Annotated in this window: 25 protein-coding genes and 1 tRNA gene; 6 read left to right on the top strand and 20 right to left on the bottom strand. The window is 32.5% G+C overall.

The window, feature by feature from the left end:
* Positions 1-37: 37 nt before the first annotated feature.
* The 3 genes from DFQ06_RS16330 to DFQ06_RS16320 all read right to left on the bottom strand — a co-directional run bounded on the left by DFQ06_RS16330 (position 38) and on the right by DFQ06_RS16320 (position 2726).
* Positions 38-535 (bottom strand): gliding motility lipoprotein GldH, encoded by a 498-nt coding sequence (locus DFQ06_RS16330; RefSeq protein WP_394345345.1) that lies wholly within the window; start codon positions 533-535, stop codon positions 38-40.
* Positions 519-1937 (bottom strand): PSP1 domain-containing protein, encoded by a 1419-nt coding sequence (locus DFQ06_RS16325; protein WP_133968945.1) that lies wholly within the window; start codon positions 1935-1937, stop codon positions 519-521. Before DFQ06_RS16325 ends, DFQ06_RS16330 begins: the two co-directional genes overlap by 17 nt.
* A 273-nt stretch (positions 1938-2210) precedes the next feature.
* Complete coding sequence (locus DFQ06_RS16320) at positions 2211-2726, bottom strand: CvpA family protein (RefSeq protein WP_042496865.1); 516 nt, start codon at positions 2724-2726, stop codon at positions 2211-2213.
* Positions 2727-2873: 147 nt separating this feature from the next.
* Here DFQ06_RS16320 and DFQ06_RS16315 point away from each other — a divergent pair, with 147 nt between their 5' ends.
* The gene (locus DFQ06_RS16315; protein WP_042496862.1) at positions 2874-3230 is read left to right on the top strand and encodes a hypothetical protein; all 357 of its coding nucleotides are present in this window, start codon (positions 2874-2876) and stop codon (positions 3228-3230) included.
* A gap of 152 nt (positions 3231-3382) precedes the next feature.
* On the opposite strand, the gene DFQ06_RS16310 is transcribed toward DFQ06_RS16315, so the two are convergent.
* Positions 3383-3455, bottom strand: a tRNA-Gln gene (locus DFQ06_RS16310).
* A 162-nt stretch (positions 3456-3617) separates the two neighbouring features.
* Between DFQ06_RS16310 and DFQ06_RS16305 the strand changes: the two genes are divergently transcribed.
* The gene (locus tag DFQ06_RS16305; RefSeq protein WP_133968943.1) at positions 3618-7001 is read left to right on the top strand and encodes a glycosyltransferase family 117 protein; all 3384 of its coding nucleotides are present in this window, start codon (positions 3618-3620) and stop codon (positions 6999-7001) included.
* A 3-nt stretch (positions 7002-7004) separates the two neighbouring features.
* The gene (locus tag DFQ06_RS16300; protein ID WP_042496860.1) at positions 7005-7667 is read left to right on the top strand and encodes a polysaccharide deacetylase family protein; all 663 of its coding nucleotides are present in this window, start codon (positions 7005-7007) and stop codon (positions 7665-7667) included.
* Here the strand turns inward: DFQ06_RS16300 and DFQ06_RS16295 are convergent.
* The 10 genes from DFQ06_RS16295 to DFQ06_RS16250 form a co-directional block, all read right to left on the bottom strand.
* The gene (locus DFQ06_RS16295; RefSeq protein WP_133968941.1) at positions 7664-8308 is read right to left on the bottom strand and encodes a hypothetical protein; all 645 of its coding nucleotides are present in this window, start codon (positions 8306-8308) and stop codon (positions 7664-7666) included. The genes DFQ06_RS16300 and DFQ06_RS16295 overlap by 4 nt on opposite strands.
* Before the next feature lie 264 nt (positions 8309-8572).
* Positions 8573-9151 carry a PhnA domain-containing protein gene (locus DFQ06_RS16290; protein WP_042496858.1) on the bottom strand — a complete coding sequence of 193 codons (579 nt, stop codon included), beginning with the start codon at positions 9149-9151 and terminating at the stop codon, positions 8573-8575.
* 130 nt (positions 9152-9281) lie between these two features.
* Entirely contained in the window at positions 9282-10103 is an 822-nt protein-coding gene (locus DFQ06_RS16285) for a hypothetical protein (protein WP_074938694.1), read from the bottom strand.
* A 150-nt stretch (positions 10104-10253) separates the two neighbouring features.
* Positions 10254-10619, bottom strand: coding sequence for an MmcQ/YjbR family DNA-binding protein (locus DFQ06_RS16280; RefSeq protein WP_133968939.1), 366 nt, complete (start codon positions 10617-10619; stop codon positions 10254-10256).
* A 21-nt stretch (positions 10620-10640) separates the two neighbouring features.
* Entirely contained in the window at positions 10641-11042 is a 402-nt protein-coding gene (locus DFQ06_RS16275) for a GNAT family N-acetyltransferase (protein ID WP_133968937.1), read from the bottom strand.
* A gap of 12 nt (positions 11043-11054) precedes the next feature.
* On the bottom strand, positions 11055-11663 hold the full coding sequence (locus tag DFQ06_RS16270) for a DUF4230 domain-containing protein (protein WP_074938688.1): 609 nt from the start codon (positions 11661-11663) through the stop codon (positions 11055-11057).
* 45 nt (positions 11664-11708) lie between these two features.
* Positions 11709-12461, bottom strand: a complete 753-nt coding sequence (locus DFQ06_RS16265) for a cyclase family protein (protein WP_042504450.1) — start codon at positions 12459-12461, stop codon at positions 11709-11711.
* A gap of 14 nt (positions 12462-12475) precedes the next feature.
* Positions 12476-13708, bottom strand: a complete 1233-nt coding sequence (gene hemW, locus DFQ06_RS16260; protein ID WP_235833573.1) for a radical SAM family heme chaperone HemW — start codon at positions 13706-13708, stop codon at positions 12476-12478.
* A 9-nt stretch (positions 13709-13717) separates the two neighbouring features.
* A complete protein-coding gene (ruvC, locus tag DFQ06_RS16255; RefSeq protein WP_042504451.1) occupies positions 13718-14287 on the bottom strand; it encodes a crossover junction endodeoxyribonuclease RuvC in 570 nt (189 codons plus the stop codon).
* Positions 14284-14922 (bottom strand): outer membrane beta-barrel protein, encoded by a 639-nt coding sequence (locus DFQ06_RS16250; protein WP_042504453.1) that lies wholly within the window; start codon positions 14920-14922, stop codon positions 14284-14286. The genes ruvC and DFQ06_RS16250 overlap by 4 nt, the downstream gene beginning before the upstream one ends.
* A 142-nt stretch (positions 14923-15064) precedes the next feature.
* On the opposite strand from DFQ06_RS16250, the gene DFQ06_RS16245 reads away from it, so the two are divergent.
* Both DFQ06_RS16245 and DFQ06_RS16240 read left to right on the top strand, forming a co-directional pair.
* A complete protein-coding gene (locus DFQ06_RS16245; RefSeq protein WP_235833569.1) occupies positions 15065-15985 on the top strand; it encodes a hypothetical protein in 921 nt (306 codons plus the stop codon).
* Complete coding sequence (locus DFQ06_RS16240) at positions 15982-17106, top strand: glycosyltransferase family 2 protein (RefSeq protein ID WP_042504457.1); 1125 nt, start codon at positions 15982-15984, stop codon at positions 17104-17106. The genes DFQ06_RS16245 and DFQ06_RS16240 overlap by 4 nt, the downstream gene beginning before the upstream one ends.
* A gap of 38 nt (positions 17107-17144) precedes the next feature.
* Here the strand turns inward: DFQ06_RS16240 and DFQ06_RS16235 are convergent, their stop codons facing one another.
* From DFQ06_RS16235 to DFQ06_RS16225, 3 genes are all read right to left on the bottom strand, one after another.
* Positions 17145-17621 carry a hypothetical protein gene (locus tag DFQ06_RS16235; protein ID WP_042504459.1) on the bottom strand — a complete coding sequence of 159 codons (477 nt, stop codon included), beginning with the start codon at positions 17619-17621 and terminating at the stop codon, positions 17145-17147.
* A 163-nt stretch (positions 17622-17784) separates the two neighbouring features.
* Positions 17785-19389 carry a M56 family metallopeptidase gene (locus DFQ06_RS16230; RefSeq protein WP_133968933.1) on the bottom strand — a complete coding sequence of 535 codons (1605 nt, stop codon included), beginning with the start codon at positions 19387-19389 and terminating at the stop codon, positions 17785-17787.
* Positions 19386-19751, bottom strand: a complete 366-nt coding sequence (locus tag DFQ06_RS16225; RefSeq protein WP_042496832.1) for a BlaI/MecI/CopY family transcriptional regulator — start codon at positions 19749-19751, stop codon at positions 19386-19388. Before DFQ06_RS16225 ends, DFQ06_RS16230 begins: the two co-directional genes overlap by 4 nt.
* Before the next feature lie 140 nt (positions 19752-19891).
* Between DFQ06_RS16225 and DFQ06_RS16220 the strand changes: the two genes are divergently transcribed.
* On the top strand, positions 19892-20395 hold the full coding sequence (locus DFQ06_RS16220) for a DUF456 domain-containing protein (protein ID WP_042496829.1): 504 nt from the start codon (positions 19892-19894) through the stop codon (positions 20393-20395).
* Between the two features lie 267 nt (positions 20396-20662).
* On the opposite strand, the gene DFQ06_RS16215 is transcribed toward DFQ06_RS16220, so the two are convergent.
* From DFQ06_RS16215 to DFQ06_RS19460, 3 genes are all read right to left on the bottom strand, one after another.
* Positions 20663-21337: a helix-turn-helix domain-containing protein gene (locus tag DFQ06_RS16215; RefSeq protein WP_042496825.1), complete on the bottom strand. Its 675-nt coding sequence runs from the start codon at positions 21335-21337 to the stop codon at positions 20663-20665.
* A gap of 9 nt (positions 21338-21346) precedes the next feature.
* Positions 21347-23080 carry a tetratricopeptide repeat-containing sensor histidine kinase gene (locus DFQ06_RS16210; protein WP_052415300.1) on the bottom strand — a complete coding sequence of 578 codons (1734 nt, stop codon included), beginning with the start codon at positions 23078-23080 and terminating at the stop codon, positions 21347-21349.
* Between the two features lie 163 nt (positions 23081-23243).
* Positions 23244-23411: a hypothetical protein gene (locus DFQ06_RS19460; protein ID WP_159019090.1), complete on the bottom strand. Its 168-nt coding sequence runs from the start codon at positions 23409-23411 to the stop codon at positions 23244-23246.
* Between the last annotated feature and the right edge of the window lie 170 nt (positions 23412-23581).

Here is a 23581-nt window from a genome sequence, read left to right as displayed (position 1 = left end):
CTTAAATTAAGAGCGATTTAAGTTTTAAAATTAGGGATTACTGTATTGTGGGATTTTCTATTCTAAAGCCAACATCGGTTATGCCGTCTAGGTTTACAACACCGTTTACTTTGCCGCGTTCGCGCATAGCTTGATGTATATTAACCTTGTACTCGCCAGTTTCATTAAACACAAAACCTTTTTTATACCAAAGTTTATTTTCTTTTATATCTGTATAACCTGTACCTAAAAGTTTCCCGCTAGGTTCGGCCATTTTATACTCCAAAGTATCTTTTTGAATCTTTCCGTTCGGATTTATCATTTCAACAATTAAAAAGACATTATTGTACTTATAAGCATTTGTATTTCTCAGATTTACAAATAAATTATAAGGTTTAATAGAATCGGTTGGAGTAATATTGAAACTCACAACATTCTCTCTATTCCAAGTATTTGGAACCGATTGATACTCATCGAAAACACGATTAGAATCGCATGATGTAAACAGCAATGCGGTTATTAAAAAAAATAAGAAGCTATTATTCGGCAGCATCATTATTGCTTTGTGGTTTTGATTTTGGTTTTGGTTTTCTTTTATTATTCCGGTTTCGGTTATTCCTATTCGGATTAGTGTTTGGTTTATCCGTATTTGCTGCGCCATTTTCTCCTGTTCTTTTCTTAGGAGCTCTTTTATTAGGAACTGCTTTTGGAGTTCCTTCACCTTTTTGATTCGGCCCTTTTTGATTTGGGTTTTGTCTTTTTGGCGACGTATTAGAACTCTTAGCGTTAGGCCTTGGCTTTTGATTAGAATTTGGAGCCCCCTTTTGGTTCGGCTTCTTTCTAGTATTTTTACGTTTATTATTACGTTTTGGACTATCGAAACGTGTTAAACTATCTTGACCAACAACATTTTCGAACTCTGTTTTAACATCTTCTAAAACATCTAATGCATATTCCTCTAGGCTGGCAATAGGTTCGTTCTTTTTGTTAGCTTCAATAATTTCGTTAGCCTGCTCTGTAGTTATTTTATGCCAGTTCATCCATTCACCTTCATAAGCATACCACATATGTCCTTTGAAAATATCTGTTTTTTGACAAACTGCTGTTCCTTTTCCTGTTTTTAGCTTAATATCTGTTTTTGGAAAACTTTTTAAAGCATCTAAATAAGTATCTAATTCGTAATTTAAACAACATTTTAATTTACCACATTGCCCTGCTAATTTCTGAGGATTAAGTGATAACTGTTGGTAACGCGCTGCAGATGTGCTTACCGATCTAAAATCTGTTAACCACGTAGAGCAACATAATTCACGTCCACAAGAACCAATACCTCCAAGTCGTGAAGCTTCTTGACGAAAACCAACTTGTTTCATTTCTATTCGTGTTCTAAACTCACGAGCAAAAACCTTAATTAACTCACGGAAATCTACGCGCTCTTCGGCTGTATAATAAAACGTGGCTTTACTAGCATCTCCTTGAAATTCGATATCCGAAATTTTCATTTGGAGCTTTAAATCTATTGCAAACTGACGCGCACGAACCTTCATTGGCTCTTCTTTATCACGGGCCGCTTGCCAAATATCGATATCTTTCTGACTTGCTTTTCTGTATATTTTTAATGTTTCAACTGGCTTTACCGAGATATTTTTGCGTTTCATTTGTACGCGTACTAATTCCCCCGAAAGGGTAACCATACCAATATCGTGACCAGATTGTGCTTGTGTTGCTACAATATCACCAATACTTAATGTTAAGTTTTCGGCATTTTTATAGTAGTCTTTTCGTCCGTTTTTAAAACGTACTTCTACCCAATCGAATGGTTTTTCGCCACTTGGAAGAGACATATTTGCTAACCAATCGAATACGGTTAATTTATTGCAACTATCTGTACCACAGGTGCCATTATTTTTGCAGCCACTAGGAGAGCCGTCTTTTGTTGAGCAACTTGCGCAAGCCATATATTTTATATATTGATTCTGAATAAAACCAAAGTTTTACCAGAAGAAGGTTTATAACTATTTATTTTGAATCTTTACTTTACAGTTATTTTACTATGAAAGCAAGAGTATAACACGGTTGATGAAGTGTATCTACTAAATACAACTTCAAGATGTAAAGATAAGATTATTCTAAAGACTAAAAACAAAGATTTTCGCTTTAGCAATTAATACCGATTATCTTGGTAAATCTCAATTATTTGTGACGCTTTTTCGTTCTGAAAATCAGCTAAATTAAACTTCAACATCAGTCTCTTCAATATCTTCTTTGGGTGTTAAAATATTTGGAAAAATCATAGGTACTAAAGATTTCACTGGCATATAAAGCATAGAATCTTCCACATTTTCTTCTTCTACAAAAGTAATTGTACTATTCATTCTATCGAAAACTATTAAAACCACACTTAAAATAACTGCAATTTTTAAAGCTCCAAAAACGCCACCCGCTAATTTATTTATAATACCGAGTGCCGCAAAATCGGCCAATTTAGTTAAGGCTTTACCAGCAAGCGAAATAGCCAGAATGATAACAACAAAAGTTATAGCAAAGGCGGTAATACTAATGGTTTTTTCATCCCAATCGGTTTTAGTATTTAAAAATTCGGCAGCAAAATCACTAAAATGGATAGCTCCATAAACTCCTGCAACTAAAGCAACCAACGAAGCAACCTCAACAAAAAGCCCTTTCATAAAACCACGAACTAAGCCAAATAGAATTAATGCGCCTAAAACAATATCAATAACACCCATAGTAACAATTTAATGCAAATATAAAATAAAAGAATTTACACACTAATACTGCTCACACAAACAATAACGGCAAATGCCCCACTATGTTATCTTAGAATAACAAAAGGTTCGTTAACTTTGTCAAAAATTTCAATTTAAAAACTAAAAATGGCAAGAGACGAAGAATTAAAGGAACGCTGGAACTTGGTTGTTAAAAAACTATCTGATCAATTTGCAGATGGAGACACCTTAGATCTTGACGCTATTATATATTTAATAGGCGTACAAGAACTCGGACAATTGGAGCGCGCTTTTAAAAAAGATCAAAAATTAGACTTAATGCATATTGCTATTTGCAAATTATTAATGCCTTACGGATATTACCAACTCGATTTTGTAGATAAAGATGGCTGGCCACATTACACAGCGCTAGAAGCTTTACCACATTTAAAGGCTGGCGAACAAAGTGTTTTAATGAAAGAAGCTATTGTAAATTACTTTCTAGAAACCGAGTATATTGATTAACTCTTTTTTAAAATTTCAGCAAAACCAATTGCTAATTATACTTTTAAAGGCTCCATAAATTTTACATGGAGCTTTTTTTTATCTGTAAAAACTCCAAAAGTAAAGCACAAAAAAAACCCCAATTACTTTCGTAATCAGGGTTGGTTTCAGAGTTGGCCCACTAGGGCTCGAACCTAGACTCTTCTGCACCAAAAACAGACGTGTTGCCAGTTACACCATGGGCCATTCTTTATTCGAGACGGCAAATTTAGAACTTTTTTTCCTTTGTGCAAACTTTTTTAATTTTTTTTTCAATTATTTTTTTTGAACACTTAACGTTTCCTTAAAAACATAAGGTATTAAGTATTTATTATTAAATTCGCCAAAGCAATTAATGTATAGATTTTTATGGCAAATTTTAACTTTAAAAAATGGAATACCGTTTTAGGATGGTTCTCTTTTTTAATAGCACTTATTACTTATAGCTTAACTGTTGAGCCAACAGTGAGTTTTTGGGATGCAGGGGAATATATTTTAACTTCTTCTAAACTACAAGTTGGCCACCCACCGGGAGCGCCATTATTTCAAATGTTGGGTGCTTTTTTCTCCATTTTCACATTTGGAAATAATGCTTTAATTGGCTGGATGATGAATATGATGAGTGCTGTTTCTAGTGCATTCACTATTCTTTTTATGTTTTGGACCATAACAATTCTATTAAAAAAACTGGTTACAGCAGATGGTGAGATAAATAAAAACCAAGCTTATGCCATTTTAGGTAGTGGTTTAGTTGGTAGTTTAGCCTTTACTTTTACCGATTCGTTTTGGTTTAATGCTGTAGAAACCGAAGTTTATGCCATGGCGACATTAATTATGTCCGTTTTATTCTGGCTAGGCTTACGTTGGGAACAAGACATGGATAACCCAAGAGGAAATCGATGGCTTATTTTAATTGCCTTTGTTATCGGGCTTTCTTTTGGAGTTCACTTTATGGGCTTATTAACCATACCTGCCATAGGGTTGGTTTACTTTTTCAAGAATTATAAAACCGTAACTATAAAAAACTTCATCATTGCAAATATTGCTTCGGTTGGTATTTTGTTATTCGTTTTTAAACTTTTGGCTCCTAATATTCTTAAAATATTTAGTGCTTTCGAAATATTTTTCGTGAACACTATTGGCTTGCCTTTTAATTCAGGGTCTATTATTGCGGGCTTACTACTTGTTGGCCTTATTACTTACGGCTTAAAATACACTAGAAAGAAACACTTTGTACATTTAAACACAGCTATTCTTTGTTTAACCTTTGTTATTATTGGTTTCTCTACGTGGTTAATGTTACCAATTCGTGCGAATGCTAATGTGGTTATTAACGAGAACAACCCATCGAGTGCTAGAGAATTGTTAGCGTATTACAACTTAGAACAATACCCTGAAACACACTTGTTTTACGGACCTCAATTTACAGATCAATATGCTTATTTAGATGAAAACAATCCGTACATAGACGACAAACCTAAGTATGAGAAAGATGAAGAAAAAGGGGAATACGTTGTTGTAAACGATTGGAAAAAAGCAAAACAGAACTACAACTCTAAACACGCTTCTATTCTACCAAGAATGTGGAGTGCCGAGCATGCGGAAAATTACATGATGTTTTCTGGCTTTTTAGATTTCAAAGTAAAACCAGATGCGCAAAACACATATTACAGAAGTGCTATTAACGCTGGAGCAACCGAGGAACAAGCTAAAACTTATGCCTTAAATCAAATTACAAAATATAAAGCCCAACTTAATGATTTTAAAAATCAGGTGGCACAAGGCAATGTAGATTACGAAGATTATAACAACTTCTTGAAAAAGGAAAAAAGTTTAATTGAAGTTGAAAAACCTTCGATAATTAGTAATGTTATTTACATGTTTGAATACCAATTGGGTTACATGTACTGGCGTTATTTTATGTGGAATTTCTCTGGAAGACAAGATGATATTCAAGGCCGTTATGATAATCACGGTAACTGGATAACAGGAATTAAATTTATTGACGAATGGCACTTAGGCTACTCTCAAGACCACTTACCTAGCGATGTTAAAAACAACAAGGCGCGAAATGCATACTACATGCTACCGCTTATTCTAGGTATTATCGGTTTATTCTTCCTTTACAATAAAGACAAAAAATTATTTTGGGTAATGCTTGTATTCTTTCTGTTTACAGGAATCGCCATACAAGTTTACACAAATGTACGTCCGTTTGAACCACGTGAGCGTGACTACTCGGTTGTAGGATCTTATTACGTATTTGCTCTATGGATTGGTTTTGGAGTTTACGCATTGTACGATTTCTTTAAAACATATTTACCAAAACAACTTACCGCACCAATAGTTACTATAGCCTGTTTAATTCTAGTTCCTGGAATTATGGCTGCTAGCAACTGGGACGATCATGACCGTTCTGGAAAATACACTGCCAATGCTATGGCTAAAATGTATTTAGATTCTTGTGCAGAAAATGGTATTCTATTTACCATTGGAGACAACGATACATTCGCACTTTGGTATGCTCAAGAAATTGAAGGTTACAGAACCGATGTACGTGTAGTAAACACAAGTTTATTCCAAACCGATTGGTACATCGACCAAATGAAACGCAAGGCTTACGAAAGTGATCCTGTACCGTCTCAATTAACGCACGATTTATACAAATACGGCACTAACGATTATATCGTGATAGAGCCTGTAACTAAAGACACCATTGAAGTGAAGCAATTTTTAGACTTCATTGCAAGTGATAATCCTAAAACTAAATACAAATATGTTTTAGAGCAGCAAGGTGTCGATATTTCTCAAGTAAGGAGACAAGATTTAAAAGCTAGTTATTTACCAACCGAAACATTACGTCTGCCGGTAAATAAACAAAATGCATTAAACTCGGGTATTGTTAAACCGGAAGATGCTGATAAAATAGTGCCTTATATAGACCTTACAATTAAAGGCGGGGCGCTATACAAAAACCGTTTACTTATGTTAGACATTGTAGCTAACAACGAATGGAATCGCCCAATCTACTTTACTGGCGGAAGCTTTGGTGACGACGATTATATTTGGATGAAAGATTACCTTCAACTTGATGGTATGTGCTACAAACTAGTACCTATTAGAACGGAAGTTGATAGATCGAACCCGTTTGATATGGGACGTGTAGACAGTGATTTGATGTATGAAAAAGTTAAAAAATGGGATTGGGGAAATAGCGGAAGTCCAGACATTTATCACGATGTTGAAACTCGTAAAAACTCAATTACATACCGTGGAAATTTAGCACGATTAACCGAGCAGTTAATTAACGAAGACAAACTTGATAAAGCTGAAGAAATAGCCGATATAGCTATGGAAAACATGCCTGTTGAATTCTTTGGTTATTACACACTTTTAGAGCCTTACATTAGTGCTTATTACGAAGTAGGAAACAAAGAAAAAGCGCAACGTTTATTTAAAGAAGTTGCTCAAAAATATCAAGAAAATTTAGTATATTACAGTAAGTTAAAAACAGATAAACAAGAACGTTTATTTGAAGATATTTATACCGACATACAACGCTACAAAGGCTTAGTTGATGTTTTAATAAAATACGACATTCCTTTTGCAGAAACTGAAGGCGATATTTTTAACGACCACCTAAAAATGTTTAAATATTTTTATGGTGACAGTGATCAAGATGAATACGCTCCAGAAGAAAACCAAGATATTCCTGCAAACGTAAGTACAGATACCATTGAACCTATAGAATAAGGCATGACCTTAACACCTGTAAAAACACCATTTGTTATAAAAAAGATGTTCCCAAATTATATTTGGGACATCTCAACAAATGAAAAAACAATCTATCTTACTTTTGATGATGGCCCAACACCAGAAATAACAAATTGGACCCTAGATACATTAAAAGCTTATCAAGCGAAAGCTACATTTTTCTGTATAGGAAATAACATTGAAAAGCATCCTGGAATTTTCCGTAGCATTATAGAAAACGGGCATGCCATTGGGAACCACACTCAAAACCATGTTAAAGGTTGGAAAACTAAAACAGCCGATTATTTAACTGAAGTTGATGCCGCTGAGAATAACATTCAAAAAGAAAAAGCTCAACAGCACACTGCAATACCTAGCGATATTAAATTATTTCGCCCTCCTTATGGTAAAATAAAACGAGCACAAGGCAAACAATTAATTAAACTTGGCTATAAAATAATAATGTGGGATATTTTATCTTTCGATTGGCAAAACTCAATAAGTGAAGCAACTTGCTTAAAAAACGTTATTTCAAAAACAAAAAGTGGTAGCATTGTTGTTTTTCATGATAGCTTGAAAGCTTCAAAAAACATGCAATACACACTCCCAAAGGTTTTAAAACATTTTAGCGAGCAAGGTTATCAATTTAAATCTTTAGCCTTTTAAGACTTCACTACTAGTTTCAGTTTTCTTTTCCAATATATAATATATAGTGTCCCGATAATGGTTGGCAACGTCCAAGCGACTATATTGCCCATGCCCAAACCTGCAACAATAAAAGCTGTAATGGATGCAATTAAAGCACCTATCATTTTTCCGATATGTAATCGCAACCAAGTATTCTTAACTTTTTTAGGCGCTTTATAGAATCGAAAATCTTGAATACTCATAAATAATCCAAAACCACCAAAGAATAGAAACAGAACACTCAAAGAAGAATCATTTAGAACACCATAAGCACCATTTAAGATCATTAATACGGAAAAGCACACCATCGCACCCGAAATCAATTTATCTTTCATGTCAGCCTCTTTTTTTGTTTTAAAAGTTAACGCACGATTCCCTGCTAAAACGAGATAAATTGTAAATAAGCCAATTAAAAATAAAAACACATTTTCATGATTTGGCATACATGAAATTGGTAACGAAATAGAAGAACTGACCAGCATACCAATAGAAAATAGTTTCCCCATTTTTTTATGTGCAGGACTTCCCTTTTTTACAATAACACTTCCTATTCCTGTAATTAATCCAAGGCCCCCAAAAAAGGCATGAACGTAAATCAAAATTTTAATTGCTTCTTCCATTTGTAGTTAATTAGTTTTGTTACTTCAAATTTGAGATTATTCTTCAACTTACAGAATTTTTCATTTCCCAATTGTATTTTTTTGAGACTCAACTGTCAATTTTCATATAAAACAAAAAACATTACACCTTTTAGAACATTGTAGAAAGCCGGCATCAATAAGACATATTTGGTATTCAGAATAAAACAGAAAAAAACGGTTAAAACTTTATTGAAATTATCAATAAAACTTTAACCGTTTAAATATTTGTAAGCTGAATAAAAATTATGTTTTCTTCACATACTTTGTAATAATTACAATTTGTGTTGGTCCAACTTTACCTTCTATAAACTCAGCATTTTCATGATCTAGCCTAATATTTCTAACAGCTGTACCTTGTTTGGCAACCATGCTAGAACCTTTTACTTTTAAATCTTTTATTAACACTACATTATCTCCTGCTTCTAAAATAACACCGTTTACATCACGATGAATAATTTTACTTGCTGCATCTTCATGCTCTCCAGTAGCTCTTGCTAAAGCCATAGCATCATCATCAAGATACATCATATCCAATAAATCTTTTGGCCAACCTTCATTTCTTAATCTTTGTAACATACGCCACGCCATAATTTGCACAGCAACATGCTCACTCCACATACTATCGTTTAAACAACGCCAGTGGTTAGCATCCATATCTACATCACCGTTAATTTGATCTAAACAAGTTTTACAAACCAAAACATCGTTCCCTACATTTTCGTTCAACGACGGCGGAATTGTATATTGGTTTAAGTCTTCTTTTGAAGTACATAATTCGCAACTAGAATTGCTTCGCTCTTGTAATGTTTGTAAAACGCTCATAAGTATAATTTTGATTTTTGCAATAGTACAGCAAAATCGAGGATTGTACAAATTTAGGATTCTGTAATATTTTTATTAAATAAAAAAGAACGCATAGCGCGTCCTTTTTTTATATTGTAATACTAATTATTTATTTTAAAAGGTCGTGGATAAAAGTATACACATAATCTCCATGAACACCCGTAAAATAAGTATTCCACGTTTCTAATTTAACCTTATTCTCTTCACTCCTTGCATAACCAGCTTTAAACAACTCATCATCTTCATCAAACATTTTTTCTATATCTTCCAGTGAATCTAAGAAATAAGCCTCTATATATTCGGTTTTATCGGCTCCCCAAGCATGAACATAAGGAAAATACCCCTTAATATATTCGTTTTTTTGAGTGATTATTGTGTTACCTTCTAATCTTAAGTCCTCAAACTCTTTCATAGTCCCATCTTTTGGAAATGCCAAATAACTTTTTCGAACGTAAAGCACCATATCTTTATTTGGTCTTTCAGTTAAAAACTTTGCCCCAAAAAGCGGACTATAAATCTCATCGGAATGTTGATTAGAATAGTATGAATTTAAATTTTGCAAAAATGCTTTTCTTTCAGCTTCATCTGGCCAAGCCTCTTTTTCAAGCTCAGCACTTCGTTCTACTTGCTTGTCTATATCTTCCCAAGAAGCGTAACTCATAGAACTTAAAACTTCAGTATTATCGGGCGTTAAGTTGTGTATATATGTTGAAGCACTCAAAATATATTCGTTTTTCTTGATTACTTTATCTAAGTATTCTTTTTCAGCAGCCTTCCATTCGGACATTTTAAAATCCTTTTTATCGAGATTCCAATGACTTTTAGTTACTGTAACATACTTTACTTCTTTTTTTTCTTGTGCTTGGAGAGTTGGTGCACAAAACAATAACAACACAACAATTGTAGCGAATAATTGATTCGTTTTTTTCATAATCTGTTAATTTTAAAGTTAATATAATGGTTAATTAATTACGACTTTAAGGCTTAGAAGCCTAGATAGATTATGCTAAAATTTTATTGCGAAGAGAGAGAGATTCACACAAACATACAACAAAATAACTAAATTACAAATACATACATTTCAATCAAGCAACGAGTTTCGCACTTTTTTACTCATTCCTTTTAAGACCATATCGTAAGAATGATCGATAAGTTTATAGATAAATTCAGGAGATAATTCTCCTTCGTGCATATAAATAGTATTCCAATGTTTTTTGCTCATATGAAATCCTGGGCGTATACTTTCATATTCCGCGCGTAATTCTTGGGAGTATTCAGGATCTGCTTTTAAGTTTATGGATGCTTCGCCACGCTCCCATTTTGACAAGCCCGCCAAAACAAACATTTTTCCCAATACTTTAAACACCAAAGTATCTTCATCAAACGGAAAGTCTTCTGTAGTTCCTTTTTTGCTCAAGCAGTAGTTACGGAGTTGTTCAATATTCATTTTAATGGTTTTAAGTTGAAATTATTTCAAAATTCGCTCCATTACTTTTTCTGGACTCCTTAGCGTTGTAAACCCAAACTGTTTATACAAACCATGAGCATCGGCCGTCTTTAACATCCATACTTTACATGATTTTAATTCTTCGGCTTCATGTATACGTGCTATTAATGCTTTTGAATAGCCTTTTCCGCGATGTTCTTCAAGAATAAAAACATCCATTAAATAGGCGAAAACCGTATAATCTGTAGCTACTCTTGCAAAACCAATTTGCTTATCATCTAGATATACACCAAAACAAAAACAATGTTCTATTGTTTTTTTAACCTCAGCAACCGTTCTGCCTTTTGCCCAATAAGCGTTGGTGATAAACTGATGAATAACATCTATTTGAAGTTTACTTTTATCTGTTGAAATTTCAATCATGATGAAATCAATTTATTTAATCAACTTTGTCCCCTTTTCTTCAATTTTTAAAGCTGAATAATCCAATTTCCATCCAATAGTTTCAACTATAGTTTCCATAAGTAAAATGGTTTCTAAAGCTTCTTTTTGAGCTATTTCTATCAGTCCGCTTTGTGGTACTTTCTCTTGTATATGTAATTTGGCCTCTTGGTGTAAACCAGTTAAATCTGAAGCTTCAAAACGATTAAAAATGCCATCAGATTTATCGTAATAATTTAAGTTAGTTTCTATCGATAAAATTTCAGGTTGTGGAAAATGTTCTAAAACAATTTTTTTATTTTCAGTATCGGCCTTTAAATCAATTTTAGCCAAATCGTACCCCACATGGGCTTTAGCATTAATAATTACCAAAGCTTTTTTTCGGCTACTTACCAATTTTAAAAAACGTTCTTTCACATCTTCATAATGGTAAATTTCAGCAAAATCACCTTCAACAGTAATAAACTTGCACACTTTTTTAATTTTATCTAACAATAAAACCGACTGTGCGTTTACCAAACTTTTCTTTTTGATCGATTTGGTATAAGTTACCACGCCCATTGTTGTTAAAATGCCAATTATTATACCTAAAAATGCTTCCATTAATTCGTTTTTAGTTTTTTGAAATCAAGTTTTGTTCCAAAATTATTAAACTGGCTCCGCTTTATATAAAATAGGTTTACTTGGGCTTGCATCATTCTCAAAAGATGCTATTTGTAGGTTTAAAAAATACTCGCCATCTTCCACGCTATTATCTACATAAATAAATTCAGTTATTGTAGCGTCCATTCGTAATTTTCCGCTGGTATTCCAAAAGGCATTATGCGATAAAAGCTCGCCTTCATCCTTTTCCTTATCAACACTTGGCAAATCTACCAATAAATGTTTCACCCCCTTTTCACGCAAGTAAATAGCGGCTTCTTCTAATATATAAGTTGGGTTTGTGTTAGAATATTGACGCGATAATTTCCCTTTTGTATTTGGCAAAGTACGTATTATTACCGCATCACGTTTTTTATTCCCTAAAGCATATTGTAGTTGCTTTTTAGAAATTACAAAATCGTCATCTAAACGCTCTGGCGCTACAGTAATAACCTCTGCCAAAAAGAAAAACTGCTTTAAATTTTGGTTAATAGAATGTACCTTTTCGGTAATATGCCCAACGCATTCGGTATGCGTACCATGCGCATGCGGATTAAAATTGATGTTATTAAAATTAACAGCCGCACCTTCTTTCACACTTGCAATCCACTCGCCATCTACAGCAGGCTCAATTTTTGGGCCATCGATGTACCATGCATTTACGCTGTTACTAGAAGCCTGAATTGCGATTGAAATATCTATAGGCTTTTTTAAATCTATTTGAAGTTTTCTGGAATTATATTGAATTGTTGTTTGCATATCATCAAATATAGTTAAATCATAAATAATTCGGAAGCAATTCCGTCAACAAGAAACTTACCTTTTTGGGTTGTTTTCAAAATTTGGCTACTCGCGTTACTTTTTAAATCGGTATCCAATTTACTTTGAGACATTTGCTCTTTTTTATTAGAAATAACTAACAAGTCTTCTTTTATAAATTTATCTGAATATTTTTTTAAATGCTGAAGAAATACATCTCCAAATTCAGCCTGAACTCTGTTAAATGAAACACCCCAAATGGTTCTCAAACCCGTCATTACGTATTCATTAAATTGATCTTCTTTAGAAAGGGTTTCTACGGTTTTAGGTAATTCATTTTTTTGAATTGCCTGTATGTATTTTGTATTATTAGCCACATGCCAGCTACGTTCGTTTCCATAAAAAGAATGTGCCGACGGACCAATACCTAAGTACGGCTTACCTTGCCAATAACTGGTGTTGTGTTTAGAGAAGTAATTAGGTTTCCCAAAGTTTGAAATTTCATAATGAACAAAACCATTCGCTTCCGTTTTTTCAACCAAATGGTTAAAATGTTCTAAAGCTAAAGCCTCGTCTATTGGCGGGTAGCTTCCGTTTTTCACAAACGTATCTAAGGCCGTTTTTGGTTCTACCGTTAAAGCATAACTAGAAATATGATTAATACCGAAATTTAAAGCAATCTCTAAGTTTTCGTTCCATTTTTGTAAACTCATATTTGGAATTCCGTAAATTAAATCGATAGTAATATTATCGAAATACTTAGTTGCTTCTTCCAAACAACGCAAGGCTTCTTCTTTGTTGTGAGCACGATTCATACTTTTTAAATCGTCTTCGAAAAAAGATTGAATTCCAATGCTTAATCGATTTATTGGGCTTTTTGCTAATTGAAGAATAACTTCTGTTGATAAATCGTCCGGGTTAGCTTCCAAAGTTATTTCCGGATTGTCTACAACTTTGTAATTATTATAAACTGTATCTATTAAAAGCTGAATTTCTTCCGTAGATAATAAACTTGGTGTTCCTCCTCCAAAATAAATGGTTTCTACGGTAATCGCATCAAATTTGCTTGTTCTTAATTCTAACTCTTTTACTAAGCATTGAATTAATTCATCCTTCTTTTTTAATGATGTAGAAAAATGAAAATCGCAGTAAAAACAAGCCTGTTTACAAAACGGAATATGAATATAAATGGCGCCTGCTTTTTGTTCCGATGTCTCGGAATTGCCACTGTTTTGAGTTTTAGTTATTTCTAGCACTTATTTTTTTAAAGTTCGTTTAGTAACTCGGGTTGCATTCTGTTTTACAAAAGCATCCCAACCGGTGTAACTTTTACCTACTTCCACTCTACTCGAGTTATAAAAATGACAAACCGCCGCTGCCAATCCATCAGTAGAATCCAGATTTTTTGGTAGCGTTTTTAAACCTAGCACACTTTGCAACATTTTAGCAACTTGTTCCTTACTAGCGTTTCCATTCCCAGTAATGGCCATTTTTATTTTTTTAGGCAAATACTCCGTTATTGGTATTTCGCGACTTAAGCCTGCAGCCATAGCTACACCTTGAGCACGACCAAGCTTAAGCATACTTTGTACGTTTTTACCAAAAAATGGTGCTTCAATAGCAATTTCGTCTGGGTTATGCGTTTCTATAAGTTCTATAGTACGCTCAAAAATGAGTTTTAATTTTAAATAATGATCGCTATATTTTTTTAAATCCAACTCGTTTAATTGCAAAAACTCCATTTTTTTACCAACCACTTTTATAAGACCGAAACCCATAATAGTTGTACCCGGGTCGATACCTAAAATAATTCTCTCCTGCTTCATTCTCCGCAATATTGACAACCACTTAGCGAAATAGATGCACCAAGAGTTATAGTTAATAAATTCCCGTTAAACGCACCAAAACCATCATTTACTGGGTCAAAATCTTTCCTGAATCCTAAAATATAAGCCGTATCTAAATACAGTGATAATTTTTCTGAAACCGCATAATGAAACTCCAAACCTGCCATAGCGTTTAAATAGCTGGTTTTGTTTTCACCATAATCTCCCAATGGTTTTATCATGGAGATACCAGGACCTGCATGAGCAAATACGCCCAGATTGTTATATAAACCTAAAACGTTGGATGCATTGTACACCAATTGTGCATTAACACGTGTGTAATTGGTTTTAAATTCTGGTGAGTTGTCTGCACTAGAAAACCGGTTGTAACCCAAATCTAACTTTAAACCAAATAAAGGCTTAAACATATATTGTAAGCCTAAATTAATAGTTGGAAAATTAACGCTGTTTGCTTCAAAATTAGTTACAAAACCTTTGCTCGACGGACTATTAACACCTAAGGCAAACTGTGCTTTAAACGTGCTAGTATCACTTTGAGAAAAGCCTAAATAGGAAAACGAAACAAAAACTAAAGCAATTAGCTTTTGCTTATTAAATTTAAAAATAAGAGCCATGTTATAATATTAATTTAATTTGCACTTTATTCTTCCGGAAAAGTGGCTAAAAACGAATGCGATTTACCAAACCTAAATGGAAGACTATTTTAATTGAATGCGACTTCACAAAACTAAACAATTCTTTTTTGTGCTCATTAAATTGAGCATAGTTGTTGTCGCTTTTTATTTTATCTATCAAAAATTAGCTTACAACAGTGAACTCAGTTTCTCTAATTTTATTTCATTTCTATCGGCAAAGGCTGTTTTTTCAATTAAAAACACTCTTATTCTATTGATTTTAAGCGGCTTTAATTGGTTTTTTGAAATAATAAAATGGCAAACTCTAATTTCAAACTTAAAAAAAACAAGTTTAAACCAAGCCACAAAACAAACTTTAGGGTCTTTAACCGCATCACTAATTACACCAAACCGTATTGGAGAATATGGAGCAAAAGCCATGTTTTACCCACCCAAATTACGCAAACGTGTTATGCTTACAAATTTAATAAGCAACCTACAACAAATGAGTGTTACCATCATTTTAGGTGCTATTGGTTTATTTGCTTTTATTAATACTTACAATTTAGAAGCAAATTATGGTCATCTTATTGTAACTGTAGTGATTGGCATAATTACGGTTAGCCTTATTTTGTTAGGATTGGCACAATATGAAATCGGCATAAAATGGACTCCTTTACTAAAGCTAAAAGTATTCATTAAGAACTTTCCAGGAGAGAAAATACGTATTGGTTTTAGTCTTTCTCTTGTGAGATATGCAATTTTTTCATTTCAATTTTTCTATCTACTACAAATTTTTCAAATTGAAATTAGCTATCTAGATAGTATGATGGTTATTACAACCATGTATTTACTCGTGTCTATTATTCCTACAATTTTTATCTTTGATGTTGTGATTAAAGGTAGCGTAGCCGTATATTTGTTTGAATTTCTGGGCGTAAATGATTTGGTAATTCTAAGTGTGATCACCATTATGTGGATTCTCAACTTTGTATTACCAAGCCTTATTGGAAGCTATTTTGTAATCCAATTTAAAATGCCCAAACCCCAAACAAACTCATGATTTTATTAAGCATTTCTATAAGTTTAGTTTACCTCATTTTGATATGGAGGTTTGTTTATGGCTTTGGTAAAATTCCCGATTTTACTTTAAAGAACCTAGAACACACAACTAAATTCTCTGTTTTAATTCCTTTTAGGAATGAAGCCGAAAACCTGCCAAGATTACTAGAATCTATTGAAAACTTAAATTATCCAACTCATCTTTTTGAAATTATTTTTATTGACGATGAATCTACCGATGATTCTTCGGAAATAATAACATCTTTTTTTAAAAAGAAGAAACAGAATTTTAAAGTTATTCCCAACCACCGATTAACACATTCCCCAAAAAAGGATGCTATTACTACAGCTATAAACATAGCCGAACATGAATGGATTGTTACTACCGATGCCGATTGTTTTTTGCCAAAATATTGGTTAGATAGTTTTGATGAATTTATCCAAACCACAAATACAGCATGCATTGCGGCGCCAGTAACCTACAATCTTGAGAAATCTTTTTTAAACGGATTCCAAACTTTAGATATTTTAAGTTTACAAGGAGCAACTATTGGTGGCTTTGGTATTAAAAAACCCTTTTTATGCAATGGTGCCAATTTCGCCTACACAAAAGCCATCTTTAAAACAATAAATGGTTTTGAAGGTAATACAGATATTGCAAGTGGTGATGATGTTTTTATGCTAGAAAAAATTGCTAAAAATCGTGCCAACGAACTTCATTATTTAAAATGCGAGCAAGCCATAGTTAAAACAAACGCCCAACCTACATGGGGTAGTTTAATAGAGCAACGCTTAAGATGGGCTTCTAAAACTAGTGCGTACAACAGTACTTTTGGAAAAATTACCGGCCTTATTGTTTTACTCATGAATGTTTTAACCATATCAGTAATTATACTTTTACTACTCGGATGCTTCCCTTTAAAAGCCTTGTTTTATGTTTTGGTTATTAAATTCAATATCGATTTTTATTTAATAAGTAAAACAGCTACTTTTTTCAATCAGAAAAAGGTTTTTGAAAGCTATATGCCTTCATTTTTTATCTATCCGTTTTTTAGCGTGTACGTTGCGTTCTTATCTATTTTTAAAACCTATAATTGGAAAGGCAGAACCTTTAAAAAATAAAGACTCCGTATTCTAGTTTGAAATTGGTTTGTAAACGTTTACTGAATATCTATAATAATTGGTAACTGAAATTCAGTTTTAACTTGTTGTCCACGTTTTGTTGCAGGAAAAACAGGAGGTAATTGTTCTAAGCTTTTATACAGCAGCTTTTCTATTTCTGGTATTTCACGGCGGGTTACAGAATCTATTTTAGCATTACTTAGCTTTAAATCGCCTGTTTCCGAAACTCGAAAACTTAAAATAATAGTATCGCTAACATCTTTAGTGACCACAATTTTTTCGCGTTGTAAAAACTCCCAAATATGCAGTGTTAAAACATTTTCAAAACAAGATTTTTTATCGGTTTTAGTTTCTACCGAATCGCATTCCGAAAAACTAGGATAAGCATCAACATCATTCCAATTAAAGGTTTGTAGTTCCTCTTTCAAAATGGCTTCTGATGATGTTTTTTTCACATTAAAATACTCGCAAGAGCAAAGCATTAAAACAGATAGAAAAACACAAATTTGTTTCATAGATTAAAACTAAAGCCGAAAAGTACGATTTTTTTGGTTTTTAAACTCTTTTTGTTCAAAATAAGGCACTTAATAGCGATGTATGGCGTTTTATTTCAAAAATTAGAGCAAAATAAAAACCGAAGCTCCCACTTCGGTTTTAAAAATAGTATTGATTTTATTTTTATTCCTGCACTTGAAAAACTATTGGTAATGAATAAGGTACATTTACCTTTTTACCTTTTTGTTCTCCGGGAATCATTTTAGGTAGTGTTTTTATAACTCGAATGGCCTCTTCAGATAATTCTGGATGCGGTGCTCTAGCTCTAACATCGACAACATCTCCTTCATTATTTATTTTGAAAATTACATTAATTCGCTGTCTACCTTTCAACCCTAAATCATCAGCTAAATCAGTATTAAAATTTTGAACAACTAATTGTTGAACTCCTTTGGACATACACGCTTTTCTATCAGCGTTAGACTCTAAATCTTCGCAACCTGGAAACATAGGTACTTGGTCGATAATTCCGAAAGGTATTTCAACATCCTTTAAAACATCAGCAAAAAACGGATCATTAAACCCATCATCACTAGTTAAAATTAATAAACCTTTTAAGGCTTTTGTTTCCGCTTCGCTAACTTCACCTTTAGCTTGAATTTGCTCAAAGACATAAGAAATTTTTTCGGTTAGTTTAGTTTCATCTTTATTTGCTATAAATTCTTGCACATCATTTACCAACGAGCTACTTAACCCAGAACCTTTAACAGTTTGAAGTAAAAGATCTAATCCTTTTTCTTCCTGATCACTAATATCACCTTGAATTTGTATTTGATATTTTACTTCGTTAACTGTTTTAACTAACTCTGTTTCTTGATTATTGTCAGGACTAATTAATTCGGGCACTTCTTTCTCTCCAATATTATCAGCACATGAGGTATAAACCAGCATACCGAAAACCATAGGAACTAACAGTGCATACTTAAATAAATAAACTTGTTTTGATTTTGATTTTTGTAACATAACGATTCGTTTTTTGATTAATGATTGATTAAAAAATGGATTGATGAATGATATTTTTTTGGTATCGAAAACTTGAGCCAATAAGCTTTGATAATAAATTGATTTCTCTTCTATTTTTACAGCTTCCGCATCGGCGATGAACTCGTGCAATTCTGTGATTCTACTTTGATAAATATAAATTAACGGATTGTACCAAAATAGAACGCGTAACAATTCAAAACACATTAAATCTAGACTATGCCAGTGTTTTACATGTATCTGTTCATGTTTTAAAATGATTTCTTTTTCTTCGCTACTAAGTCTTTCACCTAAAAAAATGTATTTAAAAAATGAAAACGAAGCACTACTATTTAAAAGTTTAACTATAATAAATTGGTCTTTATACTCCTTAGGATTTGATTGAATTAGCCTTACAAGTTTACTCAGCTTATAGATAAACAATAATACGACTACTCCAACACCAACATAAAATATTAATTCTAAAACAGAAAAGCTAGAAGGTAAAATGGTTTGATTTATTTGTTCGGCTTTAACATTTGCTTGTGTTTGCCCCAAAATAACTGCAGGCAACCTAATGATATAATTTTCTGGAACAACATTTTTAAAACTTTCAATTTCCACGACAGGAATCACTAACGACATTAACGCCGTGACTATTAAATAAAACCTATTCCAGTTAAAAAAGGTTTCTTTCTTTAAGAACACATCGTAAATGAGTAAAAAGAACACCTGAAAAGCAATGGTTTGAATAATATAATGTATCATGATTTATCCTTTTTATTAATCTCGCTCAACACCGATTCTAACTCGTTTAAACTAATATCATTCTTCTTCATAAAGAAAGACACCATGCTTTTAAATGATCCTTGAAAATAATTATCGACTAATTTATTTATAGATTGATTACTATAATCCTGTTGTTGCATTAACGGAAAATACACATGGCCTTTTCCTGCTTTTTCATAATCTACAAAACCTTTACTTTCTAAAATACGCACAATAGTCGATACTGTATTATAAGCTGGTTTTGGCTCTGGAAACTCCTCTATTATTGCCTTTACGTTGGCTTTTTCTAATTGCCACAGTATTTGCATAATATCTTCTTCTGCCTTAGTAAGTTGCTTCATTTTTGATAAGAATTATTTATTCAACTAAAAACTTAGTTCAACAAATATAACTAAATATTTAGTTCAAACTAATTTTTTAGTTTAAAATGTAACATTTGGCATAATATTTCGTCTTATTACTAGAAAACATAACACTTTATATGGATATTATTTTAATTATTATTGCCACTCTTTTTATACTACTAGGTATTATTGGGAGCTTTTTACCTGTTTTACCTGGACCAATAACTAGTTGGTTTGGACTTTTAATAGCACATTTTACGGATGCTGTGCCCATGAATAAATCTTTTTTAATTACAACATTGCTTATCGCGATTGCCATTTGGGTGCTCGATTATATTATTCCAGCTATTGGCACAAAACGTTTTGGCGGAACTAAATATGGAGTAATAGGTACAACGGTAGGCCTTATTGTAGGTTTATTTGCTCCTATCCCGGGAGGAATTATTATTGGCCCTTTTTTTGGAGCTTTAATTGGAGAACTTATTAATAAAAATGATGCTAAAACCGCAACAAAAGCAGCCTTTGGATCGTTTATAGGTTTTTTAACCTCAACATTTATAAAGTTTGTTGTTGCTATTATTTATTTAGGTCTTTTTATTGGGATATTAATAGACTACGGAAGTGCTATTTTTGCCTACTAAACTATTAAACAGAAGAAACCCTGTGGGTCTCTCACCTCCACAGGGTTTATGTAAATTGCTATTATCAACAAAAAAATTGAGGGATTAATTAATTTTCGAAGTGTTGATGCATCAAAGATAAAAATATTTTTTCTTTTCAAACTGAGGGAAACCCGTAATGGATTTATAGACAAATACGACAAATGAAGTATAATGCTACTTTCGGGAATAAAAAAAATTTAAATTTTTACTAAAAAACTTATAAATTTAACACTTACGTAAGAAAAACTATACAAATCCTTTTTTCCTCGCTTCATTCAGTAAGGTCTCATCCTGACCATCTTGCACATCAAAAATGTCTCTTAATTGCCTTTTACGCTTTTCTACAGCACTTAAAGAGATGTCTAAATGTGATGCTAGGTTTTTAGTTTTTACACCTTGTGATAATAAATGAAGTATTTTTCTATTCTTATCATCAATAACAATATCACTAACAATAGATTTACGAATATGGTTATTAACCGTACCACTATAAAAAGGCGGATTATAAATTACAGCCTGAAAAGCACTAGCCAACTCACTCGATGTTAAATCACTTTTTATTAAAAACCCTTCTGGATCGATGGTTTTTATAATATTATGTATTCTAAAAGACTCATTAAACATGGTTAGAATAATAATTTTAGCTTTTGGTAATACTTTTCTAGCGTATTCGGCTAAGTCTTCTCCAGAACTCATAATACCATCTTTAGAAGGCGGTATACTAATGTCTACAAACAGTACATTATAGGGTGAGTTTTTCTCAACGGCCTGATCCATATACATAATGGCCTCATCACAATTATTTGCAATATCTATTTCTAATTCTTGATTTTCTTTTTTAGTAAAAAGCAATGTATTCTGATACCCTTCAATAATCATCGGGTGATCATCGATCATTAATATTTTTAATTTTTCAATCATTTTTCTTGGTTAGATCATTGGCACCTCAATCATTACAGTTGTTCCCTGGTTTTTAATTGAAGTTATTTTTAATATACCGTTAATTTCGTTAATCCTTGAGTTCATGTTTTTTAAACCAATTCCCGATCTTGCTTTCTCTACATCGTAACCTGAACCGTTGTCTATAATCGACAAGCAAATTACATCATTTTTTAATTCTAAACTAATATTTACATGTTCTGCATTGGCATGTTTGTAAATATTATGCAATGTTTCTTGTATAATTCTGTATATGTGTATTTTCTTTTTATTGTTCACATCGTCCCAACTTATGGACTCATCGTGCTTTAAATCATAACCTAAACCGTAAGCCAATGTTTGGGTTTCCACAAGTGTTTTAATAATATCTATAAATCCTGAACCGGAAACAAAATCTGTATTTAACTCGTGAGATACTTTTCTAATTTCTTCTTCAATGGTTTTTAACTCGGTTATATATAAATCTCTCGATTTAATGGCTTCTTCGCTATTATTTCTATTCAAACTATCTAAACTTAAACGAGTACCAAATAAGCGTCCCAAAACACCATCGTGGAGTTCTTGAGAAATACGTTTTTTTTCTAAATCTCGGGCTTCTTCTATACTTTCATTTTGAGAAAGCATGAGATTATAAATTTCTTCGTTTGTTTCTTGTTGTTTTTGAACAAATTTTAGTTCGATATTATTATTTCTCTGTGTTATTACGAGATATAATAAAAATGAAGATATTACAACAACTACCGATATAATAAAGAGCCACATACGCTCTTTGGTTAGTTGTATGTTTTCTTTTTCTTTCTGGCCTGTTTCAAAACGAATACGTGCGAATTTATTACGAATGGCACGTTCATTTTTTTGTAGACTATCGCTTAATTTAATATAAGCGTTAAAGTGCTCTACAGCTTTGTGATCTTCTTCTATTTTAGATAGCAATAGTAAAGATTTTAATAAATCGTCGGTATAGTATTTTTCTGAAATATTTTTTGCTCGGTAAGCATAATATCTAGCAGAATCAACATTTCTTTTATTATCAAAGTAATACTCTGCTAAATGTTGGTTTATAATTATGGAATAGTAATCGTCTTCACCGACACTATTACTAACTTTTAGGGCTTTGTGATATAGTCCTGGAAGTTCTCTTAAGTTACCAGAAAGAAATCGTGTATGCGCATAATTATCAAGCACTAATGAAAATATCCGTGGACGCTCTTTAACAAGATCCTTATTGGATAAAATTTCACTGTAATAATTTAAAGCTAGATTATACTGCTTATTCTTTTTATAAGTATTGGCTAAGTTGTTTTTAGAAGCATCAATACTGCTTTTAACATTTAACCTATATTTTAATTCAAGTGATTTTTTATTATATTCTATTGATTCATCAAATTCATCCAGTTCTTTAAAAACAATACCTAAATTATTATAAATATAAGACTTGGTTTCTACAACCGATCTAGTTTCATAAAGAGGTTCTAACAAAGCTATAGCTTCAAAACTAGCAACCTCACTACCTATAAAGTCTTTTTCATTTTTTAATATAACAGCAACACCATAAATAGTACGCGCTAATTTTAAATTATCACCTAAGTTCCGATATATCTTTTCAGCTTTTTGGTAGTAAAAGTATGCACTATCGGCATAGGTAGTACTCTTTCTAAATGTCTGAGCTATTAAATAATCGGTATCCGCAATTAAAGAAGAATCTTGTTCTTTAATGTTAAACATGGTTTTCTTTAACGAATCTATTTCTAAAAATGCATCTTCCTGCTGGCAAAAGGAAAAATTACAGATAAATAATATTATAAATATACTGAGTCTCAACAATAATGCATTTTATGATTACTTCAAATGTATTATTATTTTCTTAGTTGATTAAATTTTTAACTAGTTATTCGTCGATGTCACCACCTGTAAATTCATCAATATCTCCGCCTGTATCGTTTACTTCCGTTTGGTCTCCTGCTAATAAGCTGTCATCGTTTAAATCTTGCTCTGTGCATGATGTGAATACTGTTACTAATAATGCTAATAAGAATGTAATTTTTAATGCTTTCATGTTATATATGTTTTTAAGGTGAATTTTTTATTGGTTAATAATGTTCTACTCGTCGATGTCACCACCTGTAAATTCATCAATATCTCCGCCTGTATCGTTTACTTCCGTTTGGTCTCCTGCTAATAAGCTGTCATCGTTTAAATCTTGCTCTGTGCATGATGTGAATACTG

It is taken from the genome of Algibacter lectus (assembly GCF_004368925.1).
Classification (GTDB): Bacteria; Bacteroidota; Bacteroidia; order Flavobacteriales; family Flavobacteriaceae; genus Algibacter; species Algibacter lectus.
The sequence above is the reverse complement of the archived record's forward strand: the minus strand, read 5'-3'. Positions and strand labels throughout refer to the sequence as shown.